Raw genomic sequence first — 22,895 nt, forward strand, 5'->3', positions numbered from 1 at the left:
GCCGGACGGGCTTGGGAGGTCGCCGGGTGGACTGGAAGTGACCGCCGGGCGGGGGCTTGAAAACCCCGCCCGGCCCCACCCCAGCCCGTCCGGCGGTTGAGGACGGGCGGGGCTCGGTGGGGCGGTCAGGCCGCGGACCCCTCAGGCACCGGCGTGCCGTTCAGGCCCGCCGGGACCAGACCGCTGACCGGGACATCCGCGAGCCCCAGCGAGCGCGCGTGGTCCAGCAGTGCGCGGACCTGGTCCGCACCGACCCCGGCCCCCGGCGCGGCCATCATCCGCATGAGCAGCGCCGACACCGTCAGGTTCTGGATGTCACCCGTGGAGACCGAGGACAGCACCCGTGTCAGGTCCTCCGTGAACGAGGACTCGCCGTTCAGCCACGGACCGGCAAGCGCCTTCGCCGTGTCGGAGTTGTCCACGAAGCCGTCCAGGCTCTTGCCCATCGAGATGGACGAGACCAGCCGGTCGAAGAAGACCGACTCGCCGCCGACGATGTCGATGTCCGCGTTCTCCAGGCCCGTGGCCAGGACCGTCGCCTGCGCCTCGGCGACCTGCCGCTGCACGTCCAGACCGGCGAGCCGGATCTCCTTCTCGGCGGCCAGCCGCAGCCGGTACTCTTCGTGACCCCGCGACGCGTCGTCCAGCGCCGCCATCGCGGCCGCCTTCTCCGTGAGGCCCGCGGCCTCCGCCTTCAGCTTCTCGCCGATCATCGCCGCGTCGGCCGACGCCTGCGCCTGCGTACCCTCCGCGTCCGCGAGGGCCTTGAGGCGGGCACCCTCGGCCTCCGCCTTGAGCCGCGCGGACGTGGCCTCGGCCTCGGCGAGCCCCGTCTTCTCGATCACCTCCGCCGCCGCGTCCCGCACCTGGACGTCCGCGAGGCCGGGCGCCGCCGACTCCGCCTGGATGCCCTCGGCGAGCCGCAGCTTGGCCTGTGCGTCGAGATCGGCGGTCTTCAGCCGGGCCTCGGCGAGCGTCAGCTGCTCCGCCGCCCGGTGGGTGGCCGCGGCCTCCGCCGCCTCGGCCGCCTTGATGTCCTTGACCAGCCGCTCCTGCGCCTCCGCCTCGGCGGCGATGATGACCGACTTACGGGTGCGCTCGGACTCCTCGACGGACCGCAGCGTCTTGATGGACTCCTCCTGCTCGGCGACCGTACGGTCCACCGCGATGCGCTCGCGGATGACGTCGGCGACCTCGCGGCGCTCCGCCTCGACCTCCTTCGTCGCGGCGATGCGGTTCAGCTCGGTCTCGCGCTCGCGCCCGATGACCTCCAGCATCCGGTCCTTCTCGATGCGCTCGTTCTCCACGGCGATGACCCGCTCGCGGTTCTTCTGCGCGACGGCGATCTCCCGGGCCTGGTTCTCCCGCTGGATGCCCAGCTGCTCCTCGGTCTTGATGAACGCGGCCTGAGCCCCCAGGCGTTCCTCCTCCTGGACCCGGGCGGTCGCCGCCTCCTCGCGGGCCCGCAGCGTCTCGACCTCGCGGCGCTGCTTGATCTCCGCCTCGGCCTGCCGGCGCTCCAGCTCCAGGATGGTCTCCCGGGCGTCGACGTCCTGTCGGGTGATCTCCTTCTGCTCGGTGCGCTGGAACTCATTGGTGCGGACGTGCTCGATCGCGGTCAGCTCGGTGATCTTCCGGATGCCCTGGGCGTCCAGGATGTTGGCGCCGTCGAGCTGCGCCATCGGGGTCTGCTCCAGGAAGTCGATCGCCGCGTCGTCCAGGTGGTAGCCGTTCAGGTCGGTACCGATGACCCGGATGATCCGGTCGCGGAACTCCTCGCGCTTCGTGTACAGGTCCACGAAGTCCAGCTGCTTGCCGACGGTCTTCAGCGCCTCGGAGAACTTCGCGGCGAAGAACTCCTGGATGGCGGCCTTGTCGCTGGCGCGCACGGTGCCGATGGACTGGGCGACCTTCTTGACGTCCTCGACGGTCTTGTTGACCCGCACGAAGAACGTGATGTGGATGTCGGCGCGGATGTTGTCCTGGCAGATCAGGCCCTCACGCCCGGTGCGCCGGATCTCGATGGTCTTGACCGAGATGTCCATGGACTCGGCCTTGTGCAGCACCGGCAGGACGACGGCACCGGTGAAGGTCACGTCGACCTTCTTGGTCTTGGAGATGATCAGGGCCTTGCCCTGCTCCACCTTGCGGAAGAGCCGGGTGATGATCAGCAGAACGGCTACGGCGATGAGGAGGACCACGGCGACGAGCAGGCCGAGGCCCAAGGAGATGGCATCCATGACAGTCCTTGGCGGCAGGTGGTGCGGAAATGAGCGGTTTCACGTGAAACACGGCGCGGCGGCACACGGCGTCCGGGCAGCCCGGACGGGCACACCGCGCCGAGTGGGAGCGGTGGCTCAGACGGCGGGGCCGGAGGCCGTACGGCCGTGCGGCGGACCCGGGTCGAGCGCCTTGTCGTAGGCCGAGACCCAGAAGAACTCCCCGGCCTCGTCGTACGCGTACAGCAGTCCGGCGCAGCCGGAGGTCAGCTCCGCGTCGACGGGCTCCAGTTGGCGCACCTGGACGGTGGCAGTGGTCCCGTCGTCGGCGGTGACCTCGGCCTGGCCGAAGTCCGTGGAGACCGAGCCGGTACGGATCGTGCAGACGCGGCCCAGGAAGTCCTGGCGCGATGGCGGAGGCTGGTCCGGGAAGACGCGCCGGAAGTGGTGGACGAGCAGCCGCACCGCGCCCCAGGCGAGCAGCAGCGCCCCGGCGAGCACCGCGCAGGACAGCACGGCGCGCAGCGGCCCGATGGCGCCCGAGCGGTGCACCAGGACCGAACCGGTCAGGGCGGAGAACCAGCCGACGGCGATCATCAGGGACACCGAGACGGTGACCGGGACGCCTCCGACGCCCGCGAGATCGGTGTCCAGGTCGGCGTCGAAGGAGTGGTGGTCGGCCGCGCCGACCAGGACGAGCAGCCAGAAGGCGATGACGACGACCAGCGCGGCGGCGAAGAGTACGGCCGGGAAGGACAGTGTCGCGTCCAGGAATTCCCGCATCGGTACCGACCCCCTGCCGTTCCGTCGGCGGTGTCGCCGACGCCTGCGCGGACCGGTCGGGGACCACGGCGCCGCGGTGTCACCCTCGACGACACCACGGCGGCCGGGTCTTCCCCCGATCCCCCGTGCACCCCCGTGTTTCCCCCGTTGGTCCCCCGGTTGGTGCTGACAGGATCGTGTCATCCTGGGCGGCCCGATCGCATTGCCGGAACACGGCAACGTTCGCCGCCCCCCGATGCCGGGCACCGGCACCGCCTCCCGTGCGTTGGGCTGGTGACGGTACGGAATGGAAACGGAGGCGGACGCGTGGCGGAACCGGTGATTCCCGACAGTTTTCTGGAGGGTTACGCACGGATACTGGGGGAGGTGGCCGTCTCGGGCCGGCGGCTCACCCGCGAGGAGCTGGACTCCCGCCGCGCCCTGGGCAGGGAGGCCGCCGAAGCCGGCCACCAGCTCCGCGCCCTGGTCCGCATGCATCTCGCCGAGACCCGCGCCGCCTGGCCCGCCCCCGCCCCCGGCGCGACTCCGGCCGCCACGGCCGCAGCCACGGACAGCGTGCTGGCCGCCATGGAGCAGGCGGTCGACGCCTTCGCGGACGGCTTCGAGCGCGCCCAGCGCCTCACCGTGCGCCGCGAGGAGGCCGCCAGACGGGAGTTCATCGACGACCTGCTGTACGGGCGCAGCGATCTCGGCCGGCTCGCCGAGCGGGCCACCCGTTTCGGGCTGCGCCTCTCGCGCGCCCACGCCGTGGCGGTCGCGACGGGCCCGGAGGCGTACACCGAGACGGAGGCGGTGCCCCGGCACGTGGAGTCGGCGATGCTGGCCCGGTTCGGCGGGCGCAAGATCCTGCTCACCACGAAGGACGGCCGCATGGTGTGCGTCGCGCCCGGCAGCCAGCCCGACGTCCTGCGCTACTTCGCGAAGCAGGCGCACGCGGCGACGGACGGCGGCCGGGTCGCCGTCGGCCGCGCCCACCGGGGCCCCGGCGGCGTCGTCCAGTCGTACGACGAGGCGCTCGACGCGCTGGACCTGGCGGACCGGATGGACCTGGACGACCCCGTGCTGTTCGCCGCCGACCTGCTGGTCTACCCGGTGCTGACCCGGGACCGGCAGGCCATGGCCGATCTCGTACGCAGTGAGCTCGGCCCGCTCCAGAAGGCCAGGGGCGGCGCCGAACCGCTCCTCAAGACGCTGTCGGTGTACTTCGACGCGGGCTGTGTCGCCGCCGAGACCGCCCGCCGCCTCTCGCTGAGCGTCCGGGCCCTCACGTACCGACTGGAACGCATCCACCAGCTGACCGGCTCCGACCCGGCGGACCCCCAGCACCGCTACACGCTCCAGACCGCGGTGATCGGCGCCCGCCTCCTCGACTGGCCCGCCAAAGACCTCTGAGCCCGACAGGGCCTCGCTCCACATGCGGGAGCGGCGGGCTCCGCCTAGCGTGATCATCCGGGGGATTCCGGCGGTGTGCGCAGCGAGGGAGATCCGCCCCATGGCCCGTGAAGCAGGTCCCCGAGAAGCAGGAACCCGCAGGGCGAACCCCCGCGAGGACCACCCGGCGCACCGCTGGTGGGTGCTCGGGGTCATCGGGCTCGCCCAGCTGATGGTGGTGCTCGACGCGACGATCGTGAACATCGCGCTGCCCTCCGCCCAGCAGGACCTCGGCTTCAGCGACGGCAACCGGCAGTGGATCGTCACGGCGTACGCCCTCGCCTTCGGCTCGCTGCTGCTGCTCGGCGGACGCATCGCCGACCTGGTGGGCCGCCGGGTGGTCTTCCTGACCGGCCTCGTCGGCTTCGCGGTCGCCTCCGCGATCGGCGGTGCCGCCCCGAGCTTCGAGGTGCTGGTCCTGGCCCGCGCCCTCCAGGGCGTGTTCGGCGCGCTGCTCGCCCCGGCGGCGCTGTCGCTGCTCACCACGACGTTCACGGTGCCCAAGGAGCGGGCCAAGGCGTTCGGGATCTACGGCGCCATCGCGGGGGCGGGCGGTGCGGTGGGGCTGCTGCTCGGCGGAGTGCTCACCGAGTACCTGGACTGGCGCTGGTGCCTCTACGTCAACCTGCTCTTCGCGTTCCTGGCCTTCGTCGGTGGCTGGCGGCTGCTGACCGCGGGGGCGCCTACGGACCGGCCCCGGCTCGACATCCCGGGGACGCTGCTGGTCTCGGCCGGCCTCTTCTGCATCGTCTACGGCTTCTCGGAGGCCGAGTCGCACGCCTGGAGTTCGCCGCTGACCTGGGGGTTCCTGGTGGCGGGCGCGGTGCTGGTGGCGGCGTTCGCATGGTGGCAGACCAGGGCGGCGCATCCGCTGCTGCCGATGCGGGTGGTGCTGGACCGGGACCGGGCGGCGTCGTTCCTCGCGATGTTCATCTCCGGCGGCGGGATGTTCGGCGTCTTCCTCTTCCTCACGTACTACTTGCAGAAGGGCCTCGGCTATTCGCCGGTTTCCACCGGGCTCGCCTTCATCCCGATGGTCGCCTGCATGATCGCCTCGTCGGTGACGACGACGAATGTGCTGCTGCTGCGGTTCGGCGCGAAACCGATCGTCCCGACCGGGATGGGCATCGCGGCCGCCGCGATGGTGTGGATGACGGCCCTGGACCTGAACAGCAGCTACGCCGCCCATGTGCTGCCGCCGCTGCTCTGCCTGGGCATCGGCCTCGGCGCCGTCTTCGCCACGGCGATGAACCTGGCCACCGCGGGGGTCGGTCCGCGGGACGCCGGGGTGGCCTCGGCGATGGTCAACACCAGCCAGCAGGTCGGCGGCTCCATCGGCACGGCCCTGCTGAACACCCTCGCGACCACCGCCGCCGCGAACTACCTGGTGGGCCGCAGGCCGACCCCGCCCGTCGTCGCCCAGGCCCAGCTGGAGAGCTACTCCACCGCCTACTGGTGGTCCGCGGGCTTCTTCGCCCTCGGGCTCGTCGTCACCCTGTTCCTCTACCGGCCCGGCGCACCCCGCCCGCACCTCGTGGAGGAACCGGCGCGGGCGTGAGGGATCAGCGCCGCGCGCCCTCCGTGAGCCGGACGAACGGGATCGACTCGCCCACCCGCCGGTAGTCCTCCGTACCGCCGTCCACCTCGAAGCCCATGTACGCGCAGAGCCGGCGGGCGACCCTGGGGTGGCGGGGTGCGTACCGCGCCATCAGCTCGCCGCCCTCCTCGGCGGTCAGCACCTGCGCGGTGACCGCGTGGAAGCGGCGGCCGACCTGGACCGTGGCGTGCGGGGTGCGCTCCAGGTTGCGGAACCAGTCGGCGCCGGGGCCGAAGCCCGAGGCGACGGTCCAGCAGGCCCGGCCCTCGTGGGTGCCCGCCTCCACGACCTCGACGGCCGTCCGGCGGGGGAGGCCCGAGACGCGGCCGGTGTGGACGAGCAGCAGCAGCCGGCCCCCGAAGAGCGGCCCGAGCCCCATGCGGAACAGGTGGACGGGAAGCCGGAAGGCGGTGCGCCGCCAGCCGGTCGGCGGGTCCGGGCGCCGGGGAGCGGGGGTAGCCGCGGATTCGTGCGTCACTATGCAAACGTTGCACAATCCAAAGGTCGGTGCCAGCGGTCGCCGCTGTCGGTCCGGTACCGGTTGGGTGGCGTTTGCGTATCGGATGACCGCCGGTTCGAGTAAGCCGGGCGGGCGCGGTAAAAAGGGGCATGGCCGCGCACGGACAGGCACCCGATGACCCCCCGACCGCACCGGACCGGGACGACGTCGACGCGGTGACGCGCGCGGTGCTGACCGCGTCGAGACTGCTGGTCGCGGTGTCCGCCCGGTCGCTCGCGGCGGTCGAGGACCGGGTGACGCTGCCCCAGTTCCGGCTGCTCGTGGTGCTCTCCACGCACGGGGAGGCCAAGCTCGTCACCCTCGCCGAGCGCCTCGGTGTGAACCCCTCGACCGCGATGCGGATGCTCGACCGGCTGATCGCGGCGGGCCTCGCGGAGCGTCAGGTCAACCCGGCCAACCGCCGCGAGACGGTGCTGCGGGTGACGCCCGAGGGCCACCGCCTGGTCGAGGAGGTCACGGCCGGGCGCCGCCGCGAGGTCGCCTCGATCGTGGAGCGCATCGCGCCCGCGCAGCGCGCCGCGCTGATCGACGCGCTGCGGGCGTTCACCGACGCGGGCGGCGAGGCGGCGGCCCCCGCCGAGGGCCCCGACGCCTACCCGCTGGGCTGGACGCCGGACCTGCCGACGGGGGCCTGAGGCGCCCGGCGGCCGGGGCGCGCACCGCCACCGGACCCGCCGCCCGCACCCCGACTCCTCGCGGTCACTCGGTCGACGCCGAGACCTCTTCCCGGGCCGCCGGGACCGCTTCACCGCTCGCCGCGACCGGCGCCGGAGCCGCGTCCTTGCCGCGCCACTTCTGGACGCGCTCGACCACCGGCTGGGTCCAGCGCGCGGTGAGCGGGCCGACGATGACCAGGATCAGGACGTACGCGGTGGCGATGGGGCCGATGCGGGGCTCGGTCGCCACGGCCAGGCCCGCGATCACGATGGAGAACTCGCCGCGCGCGACGAGCGTGCCGCCCGCCCGCCAGCGGCCGCGCGGTCCGATCCCGGCGCGCCGGGCCGCGTACCAGCCGGTCCCGATCTTCGTGAAGACGGTGACGATCGCGAGCAGCGCGGCCGGGAGCAGCACCGGCGGAATCTCGGCCGGGTTGGTGGAGAGCCCGAAGAACACGAAGAAGACGGCGGCGAACAGGTCCCGCAGCGGCGTCAGCAGCTTGCGCGCGCCCTCCGCGACCTCGCCGGAGAGCGCGATGCCGACGAGGAACGCGCCGACGGCGGCCGAGACCTGGAGCTGCTGGGCCACTCCGGCGACCAGGACGGTCAGCCCGAGCACGACGAGCAGCAGCATCTCCGGATTGTCGGAGGAGACCGCGCGGCTGATGAGGCGGCCGTGCCGCAGCGCCAGGTAGAGCACCAGGCCGACCGTGCCGAGCGCGATCAGCAGGGCGACGCTGCCCCCCGCGAGGCCGACGCCCGCGAGCATCGCGGTGAGCAGCGGCAGGTAGACCGCCATCGACAGGTCCTCGATGACCAGCACCCCGAGGATGACCGGTGTCTCCCGGTTACCGAGGCGTCCCAGGTCCGCGAGGACCTTCGCGATCACGCCGGACGAGGAGATCCAGGTGACCCCGGCGAGCGCGACGGCCCCGACCGGGCCCCAGCCGAGCAGCAGCGCGGCGACCGCGCCCGGGGTCGCGTTGAGCACGAAGTCCACGGCCCCGGACGGGTACTGCGTCTTCAGGCTGGTGACCAGCTCGGACGCGCTGTACTCGAGGCCGAGCAGGAGGAGCAGCAGGATGACGCCGATCTCGGCGCCGACGGCGGTGAACTCCTCGCTGGCCCCGAGCGGCAGCAGTCCGCCGTCGCCGAAGGCCAGTCCGGCCAGCAGGTAGAGGGGGATCGGCGAGAGTCCTATCCGGCCGGCGAACCGCCCGATGATGCCGAGTCCCAGGATGACGGAGCCGAGCTCCATGAGCAGTGCGGTCGTGTCGTGCACGGTCAGCCCTCCGCGATGATCTCGGAGAGCGTGTCGACGCCCTCGCGTGTTCCGACGGCGATGAGCGTGTCGCCGATGGCCAGCCGGAAGTCCGGCCCGGGTGACGGGTGCGCGCTGTGGGTGCGCAGCACCGCCACGATCGAGGCGCCGGTCCGGGTCCGCGCCTTGGTGTCGCCGAGCAGCCGGCCGCCGTACGGCGAGCGGGTGCCGAGCGGGATGTGCTCGGTGACCAGGTCGATGCCCTCGGTCCGTACGGCGTCGATGGGCGCCGCGTCGATGAGGTGCGCGAGCCCCGTCGCCTCCTGTGGAGTCAGGGGAACGGAGAGCCGGCACGAATCAGGGTCGTCCTGGTCGTAGAAGCCGATGAACCGCCGCCCGTCGTGGTGGACCACCACGGAGATGTGCTGCCCCGACTCGGTCGTGTAGTCGTACTGGACGCCGACTCCGGGCAGCGTGGTGCGGTGGGTTCCCATGGCTTCCTCCCGAGGAGCGCGGTACGCGCGAGGCACTTGGTGATCTCTTTAGACCCGCATTACCTTATCCGGAGGTATGCGGCACCCCCGAGGGGCGACTTCCGGCCACCGGCCCGTTGCGCCACGGACCCGGCACACGAATGCCCGGCCGGTTGCGCAACCGGCCGGGCACGCGGGTCTGTTCGTACGGGGGATCAGTCGCCGATCTCGATCTTCCCGTTCTTCTCCGGCGAGGCCGCCGGGACCGGCTCGGCGGCGGCCGGCTTCGGCACCGCGCCCTTGAGGTTCTGGAGCAGCGCGGCCAGGTCGACCCCGGTGGTGGAGCTGAGCAGTTCCATGCCCTGGGCGACGTTGTCCGTGACCGTACGGGACAGCTGGCTCGCCCCGTCCGTGGAGATCACGGTCATCTTGTCGATCGCGCTCATCGGCTCGGCGGCCTTGGCGACGACCTGGGGCAGCACCTCGACGAGCATCTGGAGCACGGCCGCGTCGCCGTACTGCGCGAAGGCGTCGGCCTTCTTCTGCATGGCCTCGGCCTCGGCGGAACCGCGCGCCGCGATGGCGGCGGCCTCCGCCTCACCCTCGATGCGCACCGCCTCGGCGAGCGCGGAGCGGTGCAGCTTCTCGCCCTCACCGGTGAGCCGGGCGCGCTCGGCGGCCGCCTCGGCCTCCTTGACCTGGGCGATGCGGCGGGCCTCCGCCTCCTGCTCGGCCTGGTAGCGGGCGGCGTCGGCGGGCTTGCGGACCTTGGTGTCGAGCTCGCGGTCGGTCAGGGCGGCCTGGCGCTCGGCGACCTTCTCCTGCTCGGTCAGGATCTCCTGGCGGCGGGCGGCCTCGGCGAGCGGGCCCGCGGCGTCGGCCTGGGCGGCGGCCGCCTCGGTCTCCGCCTTGATCTCGGCCTGCTTCAGGTAGAAGGTCCGCTCGGCGATGGCGATCTCCTCGGCGGCCTTCAGGCGGGCCTGCTCCGAGGCGCGGCGGGCGATGGCCTCCGCGATGTCGGCCTCCTGCTTGGCGCGGGCGGCCTCGGGGCGGCCCAGGTCCTCCAGGTAGGAGCCCTCGGTGGTGATGTCCTGGATCTGGAAGGCGTCCAGGATCAGGCCCTGGCCGGACAGGCTGGCCTCGGCCTCCTCCGCCACCTGGCTCGCGAAGGCGGCGCGGTCGCGGATGATGTCCTCGACGGACATCCGGCCGACGATGGCGCGCAGCGCGCCGGAGAGCACTTCCTGGGTGAAGCCGACGATGCCGTCCTGCTGGCGCAGGAAGCGCTGGGCGGCGGCCCGGATGGAGTCCTCGCTGCCGCCGACCTTGACGATCGCGACGCCTTCGAGGTGGGCCTTGACGCCGCGCAGGGTGACGGCGCCGCGCACGGCGACCGGGATGTGCCGGCTGGACAGGTCCAGGGTGAACTTCTGCTGGACGAACGGCACGACGAAGACGCCGCCGCCGACGACGACCTTCTGGCCGCTGTTGTCGATGCTGGTCCGGCCGGTCACCGGGTCGACGGACTTCTTGCCGCGGCGGCCGGTGATGATGAACGCCTGGCTGGGGCCGGCCACCTTGTAACGGGTGATCACGGCGAGGGCGAGCAGGAAGAGGAGTACGACGACTCCGACGATCGCGATCATTACGGGACTCATGCGGTTTCCCCCTCTGCCTCCTGACGGGGGCAGTCGTGAGACGAGCGGTGATGGTGCCGGGCGTACCGGTCAGCGTTCGACGGGACGGACCGACACCGAAGTGCTGGAGAGCGACGCCTCGACCCAGACCTCGGCGCCGCGCGCGACGGGCACCGTGCTCCTCGCGGACAGCTTCACGAGGTGGCCGCCGAGGCGGAGCAGGACCTCGCCGTAGCCGTCGGCCGGGATCGCGGTGACCACCGAACCCGACGTGCCGACCAGGTCCTCGCCGCGCGGGGTCGAGTCCGTCTGGTCCCGCATCAGGGCGCGGCTGAACTTCCAGGTCAGCAGGGCGGCGGCCACTCCGGCCGCGACCCCCGCCACGGTGGCGACGAGGGTGCCCGCGCCGGTCGTGCCCAGCACGATGGCGCCGCCGAAGCCGAGCATCGACAGGAAGCCCGCGATCACCGGAAGGGAGACGAGCCCGCCGAACAGGCCCTCGAGCAGACCTCCGAAAAGGCCCTCCAGGATCCCGTCGAAGACCAGCGACAGGGCGAGCAGGGCGACCCCCGCGATGCCGAGACCGAGAAACAAGGTCATCCGATCACCCCTCCCGGCCCCGTTGATCCATGTGCTGCTTTTCCGTCGAACTGGCTGGATGATCCCATACGCACCCCCCGGACGACATTGCCGGAACCCGGCAACCTTTTACGCGTTCTTGATGCCGGACAATTGGTCGGACAGGGTGTCCAGGGACTGGAACGTCGCCCCCAGCAGTGCCACGTGCTTCCACCGCAGCACCCCCTCCGCGTCGATCAGGAAGACGGCGCGCCGCACCCCGATCCCGGGCGCCGCGACGCCGAAGGCCCGGGCGGTCTCCCGGCCCGGGTCCGCCAGCAGCGGCATGCGCAGCCCCTGGGCGCGGGCGAAAGACTCGTGGCTGTCCACACCCTGGGGACTGATCCCCCACACCTCCGCGTCCAGCTTCTCGAAGGTCTCCATGCCCGAGGAGTACGCGCACAACTGCTTCGTGCACACGGTGGTGTTGTCGCCCGGGTAGAAGGCGAGGACCAGGGCCCGGCCGCGTGCCTCCGAGAGCGTGTAGTCGCGCCGCTCGAAGGCGTCCCCGGCGAGCACGCCACCCGGAAGCGTGAAGTCCGGTACGGCCGATCCCAGTTGCGGTGACGATCCCATGGCGTGCCCTTCGGTGTGCTGCGCCCGGGCGGCGGTGGTGCCGCCCGTGTCGCGTACAGCATGCCTCCGTCACAGGGGACGGTCAGCCACCCGGGGACGGTTCCGGTTCGGTGAGGAACAGCCCGAGGAGTACGGCCAGTACGGGGATGGCGCACAGGATCGTGAACACGCCCTGCGGCCCGTACGCCTGCGCCGCCGCGCCCAGCGCCGGGGCGATCAGCCCTCCGACGCTGACGGCGAGGCCCAGTGTGACCCCGGCCGCCGTGCCCGGGCGCCCCGGCAGGTAGTCCTGACCCAGCTTCACCAGGACGGCGAACGGCACGTTGAGCGCCAGCCCCGCCAGGACCGCGAAGACCAGCGGCAGCAGGGTGCCCGGGGTCAGCCGCAGCGCGACCAGGGCCGGCACGGCGGCGAGACCGCCCAGCTGCACCGTACGGACCATGCCGACGCGGTCCGCGATCCGGCCGCCGAGCAGCGTGCCGGCGACCCCGCCGACCAGGAAGCAGGCGAGCGCGACCCCGGCGACGCCCCGGCCCGAGTGGAGGTGGCGGATCCAGAACAGCTCGATGAAGGTGATCGCGCCGAAGAACGCCACCGAGCGCACCACCTCGATCCCGGTGAGGAAGAAGAACGGCCGCCACCGGTCCCGCCCCGCCCGTCCGGCCCTGCGCGCGGGGGCGGCGGCCGGGCGGTGCCGGAGCAGGACGAACGCCATCAGGACGGCGGGCGGGATGAACAGCGCCGTCGCCCCGACCCCCATCGCGACGAGCGCCGGGGTCGCGAGCACCGGGGCCAGGAAGAAGCCGACGCTGCCGCCCGCCGCGAAGACGCTCATCGCGGACGCGCTGTCGCCCGCCGCCTCCCGGGCCGCCTTGCCCGCCGCCGGGTGGAACATCGCCACGCCGAGCCCGGAGAGCAGGATCAGCAGCCAGACGGCGGCGTACGGCCGGACCAGCCCGGACAGGCCGAGCCCGATCCCCGCGACGGCGAGCCCGGCGGGCGCCAGCCGGGGCAGCCGGTAGCGGTCCACCGCGACGCCGATGAACGGCTGCGGTACCGAGCTGCCGAGGGCGGCCGCGAGGGTCAGCCCGGAGGCGGCGACATAGCTGTAGCCCCGGTCGAGCACGAAGTACGGGACGCAGGCGGGCACGAGGCCCTGATAGAGGTCGTCCACGGCGTGCGCGGCGCCCCACATCCGCATCCGCCGCCAGGCGGAGACGGGCGCGGCAGCCCCGGCGGGCGCGGCGTCGGCGGGCGGGGCCCCGGCCTGCGCGGCGTTGTCGGTGGTCATGAAGGTGCTCCTCCTCGAAGGTCCCTTCGAGGATTCCGGGCGGCCCGGGCAGCGGGCTAGCGATAATCTGCCTGGTTATGTCGCCAACCGGCCGCACTCTGCACGGCCCCGCCCGGGTTCCGCTCGCGCACCAGGAGCGCATCGAGAGCCACCACCACCTGGAGCACCAGCTGGTCTGCCCCTCGCGCGGGGTGCTCGAAGTCGCCACCCCGCTCGGTGTCTGGGCCGTGCCCCCGCACCGGGCGGTCTGGATTCCGGCGGGCGTCGTCCACGCGCACCTCGCGTACGGGCCGACCGAGCTGCGGGCGCTCAGCTTCGCCCCGGCCGACAATCCGCTCCGGCTCGACCGGCCGACCGTCCTCGCCGTCACCCCGCTGCTGCGCGAGGTCGTGGCCTGCCTGACCGACGACACCGAGCTCACCGGCGATGCGCGCCGCCGGCGCAACCTGGAGCGCGTGGCGCTCGACCAGCTGCGCCGGGTCGAACCGCTCGGCGTCTGCCTGCCCACCCCGGCCGACGCCCGGCTGCGCGACATCGCCCGCATCCTCCGGGACGACCCGGCGGACGGGCGGACCCTCACCGAGCTGGGCGCGGCCGTCGGCGCGGCGCCCCGCACCCTGAGCCGGCTCTTCCGCGTGGAGACCGGGATGTCGTTCCCGCAGTGGCGTACCCAGCTCCGCCTGCACCACGCGCTGACCCTGCTCGCCTCGGGCGGCTCGGTCACCTCGGTGGCGGTGGCCTGCGGCTACAGCGGCCCCAGCGCCTTCATCCAGTCCTTCCGCCACGCCTTCGGCACCACTCCCGGCTCGTACGCGGCAAGCACGAGCTAGCGCACGCCGCCACCCGGCGGTCTGCGGATGCGGGAGCGCGCGGGGCGACCGAGGATGAAGGGCCGGGCAGCAGGCGGCCCGCGCCCTGCCCCAGGAGGTTCGTCTTGCCGGTGCACGCCCACCATCCGCCGTCCATCGACGTCACGGCGCTCGCCGCCGTGCTCGACGGCACGACGGCGGGCGTGGCCGTGTTCGACACCGAGCTGCGCTATCTGTACGTCAACCCGTCCCTCGTACGGCACAACGGCATCCCGCCCGCCGCCCACATCGGCCGCCGCCCCAGCGAGGTGCTGCCCGACATCGACGCCCGCGAGGACCTGATGCGCGCCGTGCTCGCGGACGGCCGGGCCCGCGAGGTCACCTCCAGCGGCCGGCTGCCCGCCGAGTCCGGGACCGCCCGGGTCTACTGGCACGGGGCCTACCACCGCCTGGAGGCGGACGGCCGGGTCGTCGGCGTCGTCGGGATCGTGCTGGAGGTCATGGCCGACGACGAACAGCGCCGGTTCGCCCAGGCCCAGCGCCACCTCTCCCTCCTCGACAGCGCGAACACCCGCATCGGCACCACCCTCGACATGGACACCACCTGCGCCGAGCTGGCCGACCTCGTCGTGCCGGGGCTCGCCGACGTCGCCATCGTCGAGGTCTTCCCGCCGGACGTCGCCCCGCCGGTGCGCCCTGCGCCGCCCGACGTGGTCCGGCTGCGCCGGGCTGCCATGTCGGCGGTACGCGGACTGAGCCGGGGCGTCGCCCGCTTCGGGGTGGCCGGCGACTACATCGATTACCAGGAGGAGGCCGCCGTACCGCGCTGTCTGGCGACCAACCAGCCCGTGGTCGAGGACCTCACCGACACCGAGCGGCTGAGCCGCGCCGCGCCCAACCCGGAGCGCGTCGCCGCCTACGGGGAGCTCGGGCTGCACTCGGCGGTCGCCGTGCCGATCTCGGTGCGCGGCGCCCCGATCGGCGTGCTCGGCCTGCTCCGGGGCGGCGGCTCACCCGTCTTCTCGGACGACGACGTGGTGGTGGCGCGGGAGCTCGCCGGGCGGGCCGCCGTCCATCTCGACCACGCCCGCCGCTTCACCCACGAGCACACCATCGCCCTGGAGCTCCAGCGCTCCCTGCTCTCCGAGCCCCGGCCGCCCCACCCGCACATCGAGGTCGCCACCCGCTATCTGCCGGCCGACCGCAGCGTCCTGGTGGGCGGCGACTGGTTCGACGTCATCCCGCTGCCCGACGGGCGGCACCTCAAGGCGATGGGCGACGTCATGGGGCACGGCGTGGAGGCGGCCGTCGCGATGAGCCACTACCGCTCGCTGCTGCGCCTCCTCGCCGACGAGGAACTGCCCCCGCACCGCATCCTGGAACAGCTGGACCGGATGGTGGAGCGCTCCGGGATAGACCGGGCGGCGACCTGTCTGCTCGCCGTGGTGAACGCGGACGGCGGGCTGTGCGAGGTGGCGAGCGCGGGCCACCTGCCGCCGGTCTTCCTCGACCCCGGCCCGGCGGGCACCCGGATCTGCGACGTACCGGCGGCCCCGCCGCTCGGCACCGGGTTCGGCGGCTACCGGTCGACGGTGATGGAGTGCGGCCCGGGCACGGTGCTGTTCATGTACACCGACGGGCTCGTGGAGCGGCGCGGCGAGGACATCGACGCGAGCGTCGCCCGGCTGGGGGAGCTGGCCCTGCCGGACAACGGCGATCTGGAGACCTTCCTGGACCGGGTGCTCGAACGCTTCGGCCCCGGCGCCGAGGACGACATCGCGGTCATGGCCTCGCGGACCCGGGAGGAGCCGCAGGCCACGGTCCCGGAAGCCACGGTCCCGGAGGCCTGAGCCGGGTCGCGCGAAGGTCACACGAAGAGGAACGCCGTCGCCGTCGCCGCGCCCAGCGCCGTACCCGCCGTGACCTGGCCGACCGTGTGGTAGCCGAGCGCCACCCGCGACCAGGAGACCGCGGCCGCCATCGCGTACGCGCAGAGCCACCACGGCGAGTGGACGGCGGCCAGCAGGGCGACCACCGCCGAGGCCACGGAGGCGTCCACGGAGATCTTCCACACCGTGTTGACCGCCAGCAGCACGACCGTCATCGCCCACAGCGCGAGCATCGCGGCCAGGATGCCGGTGGGCGCCCCGCCCAGCACCATGACCGCCGAACCGGCGCCGATGGAGCCCAGGATCACGAAGAAGATCGGTGCCCGCTTGGTGCGGTCCACGACATGGCGGTCGCCCCAGGTGCCGCGCCCGCGCTCCCACTCGATGTACCCGGCGGGCACGATCCCCGCGCACAGCGCGCCGAGCAGCCCCCAGAGCAGCCCGGTCCACTCCCCGGCCGCCGCGAGGCCGATGGCGAGCATGCCGACGAGCAGCACGTTGCGGGGCTGGAGGACGTCGGTCACCCGCCGCGCGAGGGCGTGGTCGGGGGCGGCCGTGCCGTCGGTGGCGTCGGTGGTGGTCATGCCGGCTGCTCCTTGCCCGCGGTGTCACAGGTGTCGAGGATCTGACGGGCCCGCTCCGGGGTCACCGTCCGGTAGGCCGCCGCGACCCGGACCAGCCAGGCGACCTCGCCGTCCTGGTCGGTGGCGTGCTGGGCGGAGAAGGCCGCCGCCTCCCCGGCCGCCGCCCCGGCGTCCCGCGCGATCAGCGCCGCCTTGATCCAGTAGGCGTCGGCGAGCGGCGAGCCGGAACCGGCCCCGGCGGCGGCCTCGGCGGCGGGCAGCAGGGTGTCCGGCACGTAGTGGCGCAGCTTCTCGACCGCGTCCGCGATGTCCGCCGCCCAGCGGTCGACGCGCAGGTCGGCCGGGGTGTCGAAGCGCGTGAGCTCCCGCAGCAGCGGGCGCGGCGGCTCGAAGGGCTGGTCCGGGAAGGCGGTCATCAGCGCGTACCAGAGGCCGTGCAGCCGTGCCTGCGCCCGCCAGAGCTTGGCCCGGCGGCGGACGTTGCTCAGGGCCGGGATGGAGGCGCCGACCGCGAAGAAGAGGAAGAGGACGACCTGGGCGGCCTCGGTGACCTCGTCGAAGTCCAGCGCGAAGGACTCGCTCGGCCGGTCCACGACGCTGACCCAGAGGAACAGCGTCCGGCTGACGGTGTAGCCGACGCCGATGAACATCGCGAACGTCATCATCCCGAGCCCGACGCGCAGATGGCGCATCCGGGCGCTCCCGGTGGCCAGCGCCCACTGGTACGCGCAGACGGCGGACGCGGCGCCGAGGTAGAGGTAGAACACGCTCATGTACAGCGTGGCGCCCCACTGCCCGGCGTGGTCCGCGACGAAGCGGTCCGAGGGCGTGGAGCGGTCGACCACGGTGAAGAACAGCACGGTGAGCAGCACCAGGGTGGCGACCGACGCCTTGGCCGCGACCTGCTGGATGAGCCGGGCGAACCGCACGTGCCGGGGGATGCCGCCCTCGTCGTCGTACCGGCCGTAGATCGCCACGATGTAGCTGAGAATGGCCAGAATCGCGATGGTCGCGGTGTAGTGCTTGATGAGGACCGACAGATCGGTCACCGGGCTGTCGTTGAGCCCGACGCGCACGAACCGGGTCTTCGTCCAGAGCGCCAGCGCGAATCCCGCGTAACACCCCCACAGCGCCCGGCGGCGGCGGTCCTCCTCGTCCCCCCACAGGGCGGCCGGCATGCGCCACAGGGCGACGGCTGTCATCAGGCCGGCTATGAGATAGCCGGCGAGGTCGAGCGGGGTCACGGCGGACGTCCTCGGGGGTGGGGGGAGTGCGGTCGGGCGGTACGGATCCTACGTACGCCGGAACAGGCCGCCGCGGCGGTGGGCGACCGGGCGCGAGAGCGAGTTGGCGAGCCGCCCCACCATGTCATCGCTCGTGACGTCCCGGGCCATCCGGGGGATCAGCGAGGCACCGAATTCGGCCATGCGTTCGTCGTGGGTGTCGTACTGCGCGCGCGCCTGCACGGCGTCCGGGGTGAGCACCGCGTCCGGGCCGACCATCCGGGAGATGAGCGAGGTGTCGAAGACGGGCAGCAGCCGCCGGAGCTGTTCCGCGTCGAGCGAGGTGCCGTGGTCGAACCACTCGTGGCACAGCTCGTGCAGGATGACGTGCTGGGTCTGGTACGCGGTGGGGCGCCGGCGGTACAGCACGAAGCTGGTGTCCCCGCTCTTCAGGCGCAGCCCGCAGGCGGCGTTGACGCGCGCCAGCCGGTCGGGCATCTCGTGCAGCACGATGGTCCGGCCCCGGGCCGCCTCCATGTTGGCCACCAGCCCGGGTATGGAGAACGGCGAGGGCAGCGGCAGCTCCGCGAGCCCCTCCTCGCACTCCCGCCGCAGCTTCCGCAGGGACATCGCTCAGCCCTGCTGTCCGCCGCCGGCCGGGGGCGTGCGCTCCTCGGCGTCCCGCAGCAGGGACATCGCGAACCGCAGCAGCTCCGGCGGCAGACCCTCCTCGTCGAGCCCGCGCCCGGCGAGCCCGCTGATCTCGCCCGTCCGCCGCTTGGCGAGGAACTGGAGCCCGGCCACGACGTCGTCCACGACCTCCGACTCCTCCTTGAAGAACCGCCAGTCGACGCCGAAGCCCAGGCCGAGCGCCTTCAGGATCTCCTCGGACGGCTGGGTCACCTTGCCGGCCAGGATGTTGGAGAAGTAGCTGTGGGAGAGCGATCCGCCGCGCTCCCTGACCAGGTCGGCGAAGAACCGGCCCGAGATCTTCCGGCCGGGGAAGGTCTTCTCGACCATGTACTCGACCTTCTGCCGCAGCGTCCGCAGCTCCGGCGCGCGCTCTACGCCGTTGTCCATCCGGCCCCCACGTTCACGTCCGCCGCGGACCCCTGTCCGGCCCCGGGCGGCGCTCGATTCGGTCAACGGGCTCGTACTGTAACGAACCCCCGACCACGCTCCCGGGGGCGGGCGACCGGAGGTGGCGTGAAGCGGAGCATTCTCATCCGGTGTCCGGAGCGGGCTTGCGCAAACACTCTACGTCACTGTTAACTCGAAAAAACATGGGCAGGGGGCCACGAGGGGAGTCCCTTGCCCGTGAAGACGCCGGTGCGCGGCCGCTGTGCGCGCCCACAAAGGGGTGTAGCCCTTCACGACGGGGGATGCGTGAAGGGCTACCCGCACATTATGGCCCCTGCCCGGTCAGTCATCAACTGACCGGCCGGTCAGTGTCCTTGTTCAGGGGATCTTTTCGGGCCCCGCGCCCCGTACCCGCCCCGGTTACCATCGGAAAGAGCCGCGGGACGCCGCGCATCTCCCGACGAAAAGGTTCCGCTTGAGCCGCGACCGCGCCCCCCGCCCCCACGACCGTTCCTCCCGCTCCCGTGGCCAGGGTGCCCCGGGCTCCCGAGCGGGCGGCGGCTTCCGCACCCGGGGCGCCGGCCGCTCCGGAGCCCCCGACCGCCGCTTCGGCGGGAAGGGCCGCAAGCCCGTGGCGCGGCAGGGCGAGTACGAGCTGCCGCGGACCGAGACCCCGGCGCTGCCCCCCGTCGCGTCCTTCGCCGAACTGGACCTGCCCGACGCCGTGCTGGCGGCGCTGACCGAGCAGGGCGTCACCGAGCCGTTCCCGATCCAGGCGGCCACCCTGCCGAACTCGCTGGCCGGGCGCGATGTGCTGGGCCGGGGCCGCACCGGTTCCGGGAAGACCCTCGCCTTCGGCCTGGCGGTCCTCGCCCGCACGGCCGGGCACCGGGCGGAGGCCCGGCATCCGCGCGCCCTGATCCTGGTCCCGACCCGCGAGCTGGCCCAGCAGGTGACCGCCGCGCTGACCCCGTACGCGAAGCCGCTGCGGGTGCGCCTGGCGACCGTCGTCGGCGGGATGTCGATCGGCCGCCAGACGGCGTCGCTGCGCGGGGGCACCGACGTCGTCGTCGCCACGCCGGGCCGCCTCAAGGACCTCATCGAGCGCGGCGACTGCGTGCTGGACCGGGTCGAGGTGACGGTGCTCGACGAGGCGGACCAGATGGCCGACCTGGGGTTCATGCCCCAGGTCACCCAGCTGCTCAACCAGATCCCACTGGGCGGCCAGCGCATGCTGTTCTCGGCGACCCTGGACCGGGACGTCGACCTGCTCGTCCGGCGCTATCTGAACGACCCGGTCGTCCACTCGGTGGACCCGGCCGCGGGCGCCGTGACGACGATGGAGCACCACGTGCTCTACGTACGGCCCTCCGACAAGTTCGCCACCACGACGGAGATCGCGGCGCGCGACGGCCGGGTGCTCATGTTCCTGGACACCAAGCAGGCGGTGGACGAGCTGACGGCCCATCTCCTGAACAGCGGGGTCCGGGCGGCCGCCCTGCACGGCGGGAAGTCGCAGCCGGAGCGCAACCGCACCCTGGAGCGCTTCAAGACCGGGCACGTCTCGGTCCTGGTCGCGACCAACGTCGCGGCGCGCGGCATCCACATCGACCACCTGGACCTCGTCGTCAACGTCGATCCGCCCGCCGACCACAAGGACTACCTGCACCGGGGCGGCCGCACCGCCCGGGCGGGGGAGTCCGGCAGCGTCGTCACGCTGGTGCTGCCCAGCCAGCGCCGCGACATGACCCGGCTGATGGCCGACGCGGGCATCACCCCGCAGATCGCGGAGGTCCGCTCCGGCGGCGAGGAGCTGCGCCGGATCACCGGCGCGCAGGCCCCCTCCGGCGTGCCCGTCACCATCACCGCGCCGCCCTCCGAGCGCCGGGTCAGGCCCAGACCGCCCCGGCGAGCCTGACGCCCGCGAAGGCCGCGCCGAGGCCCATGACGACGCTGACCACGACGTTGGCCGCCGCGTAGAACCTGGCCCCGTCCTCCGCGAGCCGCAGCGTCTCGTAGCTGAACGTGGAGTACGTGGTCAGCGCCCCGCACAGCCCGGTCCCGAGCAGCAGCTGAAGGTGCGAGGAGGCCGCCCCGGCCGCCACCGCGCCGGTCAGCGTGCCCAGGATCAGGCAGCCGGCCATGTTGACGGTGAACGTCCCCCACGGGAAGACCGTGTCGTGGCGGGACTGCACGGCCCGGTCGGTGAGATAGCGCATCGGGGCGCCGACCGCCGCCCCGGCGATCACGAGCAGCCAGTTCATTCCTGATCCCCCTGTATCCCGGGGTTCCGCACGATCTCGCAGGCGTCCAGCGTGACCGGGCAGCCGTCGGTCAGCTCGGCGATCTCCGGCAGGAAGGCCCGTACCGCCTCCTCCGCGTCCACGATCACCACCGCCACCGGCAGGTCCTCGCTCAGGGACAGCAGCCGCTGGGTGTGGATCATCGAGTGGGCGCCGAAGCCCTCGATGCCCCGGAAGACGCTGGCGCCGGACAGCCCGGCGGCGTGCGCCCGGTGCACGATCTCCGTGTAGACGGGCCGGTGGTGCCAGCTGTCGGACTCGCCGACCAGCACGGTCAGCCGCAGGCCCGGTTCGGTCATGGATGTCGTCATGCCTGCCTCCACGCCAGTGCGCGGCGCGTCAGCCACACCGCACTCCACACCGCCGCGAGGGCCGCGAGCAGTGTTACTCCGAGATAGACCAGTCCGGTGCCGGCCCGGTCCTTGGACACGAGCTGTTCGATGTCGACCGCGTACGTCGAGAAGGTGGTGAACCCGCCGAGGACCCCGGTCCCGAAGAACGGTCTCACCAGCCGGTGCGCCGCCCACACCTCGCTGATCACCACCATGAACACGCCGATGACCGCGCAGCCGACGACGTTGACCACGAGGGTCGTCCAGGGGAAGCCGCCGGCCGCGGTGGGCCACAGGAGCCCGGCGCCGTAGCGGGCACAGGCGCCGGTCGCGCCGCCGAGCGCGACCACGGCGACGACGGCGGTCTGCGGGTTCTTCGTGAGGATGCCGGGCATACGTCTCCTACCTGCCGGGGCGCCCGCAAGGTTACGGGCGCGCGTCTGCGCAAGTAGGGACCGTTGGCGGCGCATGAGCGCGCGCGGTTCGGGTACGGCGGGCCCCACCGCCGCGCAGTGGCCGTCACCGGCCCGCTGCTGCCCCCAGGATATCGCCGTACGGCGGGTGCCCGGACGCGGCCCTGGGGTCAGGGCCTTGCCTTTGGATCATGCTGGGCTCGCGGGGCGTGGCACGCGCGTCTGCGGCGTTGTCGTCAGTTGCCAACGCTCCGCGTTGTCGCCCTCCTCCGCCTTGCAGCCACACGCACCACGCCCCGCTCCCTGATCCAGCCTGATCCAAAGGCAAGGCCCTATTCCCCGTCCGGGGCGTTTTCACCCGATCGGCCACCTCATCTGCGGGCCCGGCGGGATAGCCGCAGGGTGGAGCCATGTGGCCCCACCGAATATGGCTGGGTGCCGCGGTCCTCCCGCTGGCTCTGCTGGTGCCGCGGGACGCCCCGGTGCCCCACATCCTGGCCGAGCCGCCCGCCGCCCCCCGCACCCGGGCGGTGGCCGCGCCGCAGCCCGTGATCGTCAGCCGGACGGCCTGGCACGCGGACGAGTCCATCGTCCGGGAACGTGCCGCCTACACGGGCGCCGTCCGCGCGGTCTTCGTCCACCACACGGGCGAGACCAACGACTACGACTGCGCCGAGGCGCCCGAGCTGATCCGGAACGTCGAGGAGGCCCACATCAAGGGCCGGGGCTGGGACGACATCGGCTACAACTTCCTGGTCGACCGGTGCGGCACGATCTACGAGGGCCGGGCCGGCGGCATCACGCGCTCGGTGCGCGGCGCCCACACCACCGGCTTCAACGCGGACAGCGTGGGCATCGCGGTGCTCGGCGACTACCGCGACGGCGAGAAGGTCCCGGCCCCGGTCGTGCGGGCCCTGGCGACTCTCGCGGCGTGGAAGCTGCGCCCCGGCGAGGACCCGCGCGGGAAGGTGAAGCTGCGCTCGACCAATGACGCCAGCCGCTACCCCAAGGGCGAGGTGGCCGTGCTGAACGTCATCTCCGGCCACCGCGACACATACCAGACGAGCTGCCCCGGCCAGGCGCTGTACGACGAGCTGCCCGAGATCCGGTCGATGGCGGCGGCCATGCGTGCGGCCGCCGGGCGCGAGGGCGAGGCGGACACGGAGGATGCGGGCAATACGCACTAGTGCATAAAGTGTT

The 22,895-nt window shown here is 72.9% G+C and carries 23 protein-coding genes; 7 read left to right on the forward strand and 16 right to left on the reverse strand.

Translation table 11 applies throughout. The features are described from left to right. Positions 1–125 precede the first annotated feature (125 nt). Both AMK18_RS21175 and AMK18_RS21180 read right to left on the reverse strand, forming a co-directional pair. Entirely contained in the window at positions 126–2,240 is a 2,115-nt protein-coding gene (locus AMK18_RS21175) for a flotillin family protein (RefSeq protein ID WP_073863935.1), read from the reverse strand. Positions 2,241–2,357: 117 nt separating this feature from the next. Further along, the gene (locus tag AMK18_RS21180) at positions 2,358–3,002 is read right to left on the reverse strand and encodes a hypothetical protein (protein ID WP_073863936.1); all 645 of its coding nucleotides are present in this window, start codon (positions 3,000–3,002) and stop codon (positions 2,358–2,360) included. Between the two features lie 306 nt (positions 3,003–3,308). On the opposite strand from AMK18_RS21180, the gene AMK18_RS21185 reads away from it, so the two are divergent. Both AMK18_RS21185 and AMK18_RS21190 read left to right on the forward strand, forming a co-directional pair. After that, the gene (locus tag AMK18_RS21185; RefSeq protein WP_073863937.1) at positions 3,309–4,394 is read left to right on the forward strand and encodes a PucR family transcriptional regulator; all 1,086 of its coding nucleotides are present in this window, start codon (positions 3,309–3,311) and stop codon (positions 4,392–4,394) included. A gap of 100 nt (positions 4,395–4,494) precedes the next feature. Further along, complete coding sequence (locus tag AMK18_RS21190) at positions 4,495–5,991, forward strand: MFS transporter (RefSeq protein WP_202534897.1); 1,497 nt, start codon at positions 4,495–4,497, stop codon at positions 5,989–5,991. Positions 5,992–5,995: 4 nt separating this feature from the next. Here the strand turns inward: AMK18_RS21190 and AMK18_RS21195 are convergent, their stop codons facing one another. Continuing rightward, a complete protein-coding gene (locus tag AMK18_RS21195) occupies positions 5,996–6,508 on the reverse strand; it encodes a nitroreductase family deazaflavin-dependent oxidoreductase (RefSeq protein WP_018102020.1) in 513 nt (170 codons plus the stop codon). 131 nt (positions 6,509–6,639) lie between these two features. Between AMK18_RS21195 and AMK18_RS21200 the strand changes: the two genes are divergently transcribed. After that, a complete protein-coding gene (locus AMK18_RS21200) occupies positions 6,640–7,185 on the forward strand; it encodes a MarR family winged helix-turn-helix transcriptional regulator (protein ID WP_018102021.1) in 546 nt (181 codons plus the stop codon). A gap of 64 nt (positions 7,186–7,249) precedes the next feature. Here the strand turns inward: AMK18_RS21200 and AMK18_RS21205 are convergent, their stop codons facing one another. The 6 genes from AMK18_RS21205 to AMK18_RS21230 all read right to left on the reverse strand — a co-directional run bounded on the left by AMK18_RS21205 (position 7,250) and on the right by AMK18_RS21230 (position 13,062). Then, entirely contained in the window at positions 7,250–8,488 is a 1,239-nt protein-coding gene (locus tag AMK18_RS21205) for a cation:proton antiporter (RefSeq protein WP_018102022.1), read from the reverse strand. A 2-nt stretch (positions 8,489–8,490) separates the two neighbouring features. Then, the gene (locus AMK18_RS21210; protein ID WP_018102023.1) at positions 8,491–8,961 is read right to left on the reverse strand and encodes a cation:proton antiporter regulatory subunit; all 471 of its coding nucleotides are present in this window, start codon (positions 8,959–8,961) and stop codon (positions 8,491–8,493) included. A gap of 194 nt (positions 8,962–9,155) precedes the next feature. Further along, positions 9,156–10,598 (reverse strand): flotillin family protein, encoded by a 1,443-nt coding sequence (locus AMK18_RS21215; protein ID WP_026171380.1) that lies wholly within the window; start codon positions 10,596–10,598, stop codon positions 9,156–9,158. A gap of 69 nt (positions 10,599–10,667) precedes the next feature. Continuing rightward, the gene (locus AMK18_RS21220; protein ID WP_018102025.1) at positions 10,668–11,177 is read right to left on the reverse strand and encodes a hypothetical protein; all 510 of its coding nucleotides are present in this window, start codon (positions 11,175–11,177) and stop codon (positions 10,668–10,670) included. Positions 11,178–11,285: 108 nt separating this feature from the next. After that, positions 11,286–11,771 carry a peroxiredoxin family protein gene (locus AMK18_RS21225; protein WP_073863938.1) on the reverse strand — a complete coding sequence of 162 codons (486 nt, stop codon included), beginning with the start codon at positions 11,769–11,771 and terminating at the stop codon, positions 11,286–11,288. An 82-nt stretch (positions 11,772–11,853) separates the two neighbouring features. Next, positions 11,854–13,062, reverse strand: a complete 1,209-nt coding sequence (locus tag AMK18_RS21230) for an MFS transporter (RefSeq protein ID WP_073863939.1) — start codon at positions 13,060–13,062, stop codon at positions 11,854–11,856. 77 nt (positions 13,063–13,139) lie between these two features. On the opposite strand from AMK18_RS21230, the gene AMK18_RS21235 reads away from it, so the two are divergent. Both AMK18_RS21235 and AMK18_RS21240 read left to right on the forward strand, forming a co-directional pair. Next, a complete protein-coding gene (locus AMK18_RS21235; RefSeq protein ID WP_073863940.1) occupies positions 13,140–13,892 on the forward strand; it encodes an AraC family transcriptional regulator in 753 nt (250 codons plus the stop codon). 104 nt (positions 13,893–13,996) lie between these two features. Next, entirely contained in the window at positions 13,997–15,721 is a 1,725-nt protein-coding gene (locus tag AMK18_RS21240; protein WP_073863941.1) for a SpoIIE family protein phosphatase, read from the forward strand. A 17-nt stretch (positions 15,722–15,738) separates the two neighbouring features. Here the strand turns inward: AMK18_RS21240 and AMK18_RS21245 are convergent, their stop codons facing one another. From AMK18_RS21245 to AMK18_RS21260, 4 genes are read right to left on the reverse strand one after another with little or no spacing between them, the layout of a single operon-like run. Beyond that, positions 15,739–16,344, reverse strand: a complete 606-nt coding sequence (locus AMK18_RS21245) for a hypothetical protein (RefSeq protein WP_018102030.1) — start codon at positions 16,342–16,344, stop codon at positions 15,739–15,741. Then, a complete protein-coding gene (locus AMK18_RS21250) occupies positions 16,341–17,588 on the reverse strand; it encodes an MAB_1171c family putative transporter (RefSeq protein WP_073863942.1) in 1,248 nt (415 codons plus the stop codon). Before AMK18_RS21250 ends, AMK18_RS21245 begins: the two co-directional genes overlap by 4 nt. Positions 17,589–17,636: 48 nt before the next feature. Further along, positions 17,637–18,197 carry a toxin gene (locus tag AMK18_RS21255; protein ID WP_073863943.1) on the reverse strand — a complete coding sequence of 187 codons (561 nt, stop codon included), beginning with the start codon at positions 18,195–18,197 and terminating at the stop codon, positions 17,637–17,639. Between the two features lie 3 nt (positions 18,198–18,200). After that, a complete protein-coding gene (locus tag AMK18_RS21260) occupies positions 18,201–18,647 on the reverse strand; it encodes a hypothetical protein (RefSeq protein WP_018102033.1) in 447 nt (148 codons plus the stop codon). Positions 18,648–19,122: 475 nt separating this feature from the next. On the opposite strand from AMK18_RS21260, the gene AMK18_RS21265 reads away from it, so the two are divergent. Beyond that, positions 19,123–20,565 (forward strand): DEAD/DEAH box helicase, encoded by a 1,443-nt coding sequence (locus tag AMK18_RS21265; protein WP_073863944.1) that lies wholly within the window; start codon positions 19,123–19,125, stop codon positions 20,563–20,565. Here AMK18_RS21265 and crcB (AMK18_RS21270) read toward each other — a convergent pair. From crcB (AMK18_RS21270) to crcB (AMK18_RS21280), 3 genes are read right to left on the reverse strand one after another with little or no spacing between them, the layout of a single operon-like run. Next, positions 20,537–20,911: a fluoride efflux transporter CrcB gene (crcB, locus tag AMK18_RS21270; protein ID WP_018102035.1), complete on the reverse strand. Its 375-nt coding sequence runs from the start codon at positions 20,909–20,911 to the stop codon at positions 20,537–20,539. The two genes, AMK18_RS21265 and crcB (AMK18_RS21270), sit on opposite strands and share 29 nt — an antisense overlap. After that, a complete protein-coding gene (locus AMK18_RS21275) occupies positions 20,908–21,261 on the reverse strand; it encodes a DUF190 domain-containing protein (RefSeq protein ID WP_020207271.1) in 354 nt (117 codons plus the stop codon). The genes crcB (AMK18_RS21270) and AMK18_RS21275 overlap by 4 nt, the downstream gene beginning before the upstream one ends. Continuing rightward, positions 21,258–21,677, reverse strand: a complete 420-nt coding sequence (crcB, locus tag AMK18_RS21280) for a fluoride efflux transporter CrcB (RefSeq protein ID WP_073863945.1) — start codon at positions 21,675–21,677, stop codon at positions 21,258–21,260. Before crcB (AMK18_RS21280) ends, AMK18_RS21275 begins: the two co-directional genes overlap by 4 nt. 428 nt (positions 21,678–22,105) lie before the next feature. Between crcB (AMK18_RS21280) and AMK18_RS21290 the strand changes: the two genes are divergently transcribed. Beyond that, positions 22,106–22,882 carry a peptidoglycan recognition protein family protein gene (locus tag AMK18_RS21290; protein ID WP_018102038.1) on the forward strand — a complete coding sequence of 259 codons (777 nt, stop codon included), beginning with the start codon at positions 22,106–22,108 and terminating at the stop codon, positions 22,880–22,882. The last annotated feature ends 13 nt before the right edge of the window (positions 22,883–22,895 follow it).

The organism is Streptomyces sp. CB01249 (assembly GCF_001905735.1).
Taxonomy (GTDB): Bacteria; Actinomycetota; Actinomycetes; order Streptomycetales; family Streptomycetaceae; genus Streptomyces.

Coding starts and splice junctions, on each gene's coding strand:
- AMK18_RS21175 (WP_073863935.1), bottom strand. CDS start 2,240: ATGGATGCCATCTCCTTGGGCCTCGGCCTGCTCGTCGCCGTGGTCCTC.
- AMK18_RS21180 (WP_073863936.1), bottom strand. CDS start 3,002: ATGCGGGAATTCCTGGACGCGACACTGTCCTTCCCGGCCGTACTCTTC.
- AMK18_RS21190 (WP_202534897.1), top strand. CDS start 4,495: ATGGCCCGTGAAGCAGGTCCCCGAGAAGCAGGAACCCGCAGGGCGAAC.
- AMK18_RS21200 (WP_018102021.1), top strand. CDS start 6,640: ATGGCCGCGCACGGACAGGCACCCGATGACCCCCCGACCGCACCGGAC.
- AMK18_RS21210 (WP_018102023.1), bottom strand. CDS start 8,961: ATGGGAACCCACCGCACCACGCTGCCCGGAGTCGGCGTCCAGTACGAC.
- AMK18_RS21215 (WP_026171380.1), bottom strand. CDS start 10,598: ATGAGTCCCGTAATGATCGCGATCGTCGGAGTCGTCGTACTCCTCTTC.
- AMK18_RS21220 (WP_018102025.1), bottom strand. CDS start 11,177: ATGACCTTGTTTCTCGGTCTCGGCATCGCGGGGGTCGCCCTGCTCGCC.
- AMK18_RS21225 (WP_073863938.1), bottom strand. CDS start 11,771: ATGGGATCGTCACCGCAACTGGGATCGGCCGTACCGGACTTCACGCTT.
- AMK18_RS21230 (WP_073863939.1), bottom strand. CDS start 13,062: ATGACCACCGACAACGCCGCGCAGGCCGGGGCCCCGCCCGCCGACGCC.
- AMK18_RS21235 (WP_073863940.1), top strand. CDS start 13,140: ATGTCGCCAACCGGCCGCACTCTGCACGGCCCCGCCCGGGTTCCGCTC.
- AMK18_RS21245 (WP_018102030.1), bottom strand. CDS start 16,344: ATGACCACCACCGACGCCACCGACGGCACGGCCGCCCCCGACCACGCC.
- AMK18_RS21255 (WP_073863943.1), bottom strand. CDS start 18,197: ATGTCCCTGCGGAAGCTGCGGCGGGAGTGCGAGGAGGGGCTCGCGGAG.
- AMK18_RS21260 (WP_018102033.1), bottom strand. CDS start 18,647: ATGGACAACGGCGTAGAGCGCGCGCCGGAGCTGCGGACGCTGCGGCAG.
- crcB (WP_018102035.1), bottom strand. CDS start 20,911: ATGAACTGGCTGCTCGTGATCGCCGGGGCGGCGGTCGGCGCCCCGATG.
- AMK18_RS21275 (WP_020207271.1), bottom strand. CDS start 21,261: ATGACGACATCCATGACCGAACCGGGCCTGCGGCTGACCGTGCTGGTC.
- crcB (WP_073863945.1), bottom strand. CDS start 21,677: ATGCCCGGCATCCTCACGAAGAACCCGCAGACCGCCGTCGTCGCCGTG.
- AMK18_RS21290 (WP_018102038.1), top strand. CDS start 22,106: ATGTGGCCCCACCGAATATGGCTGGGTGCCGCGGTCCTCCCGCTGGCT.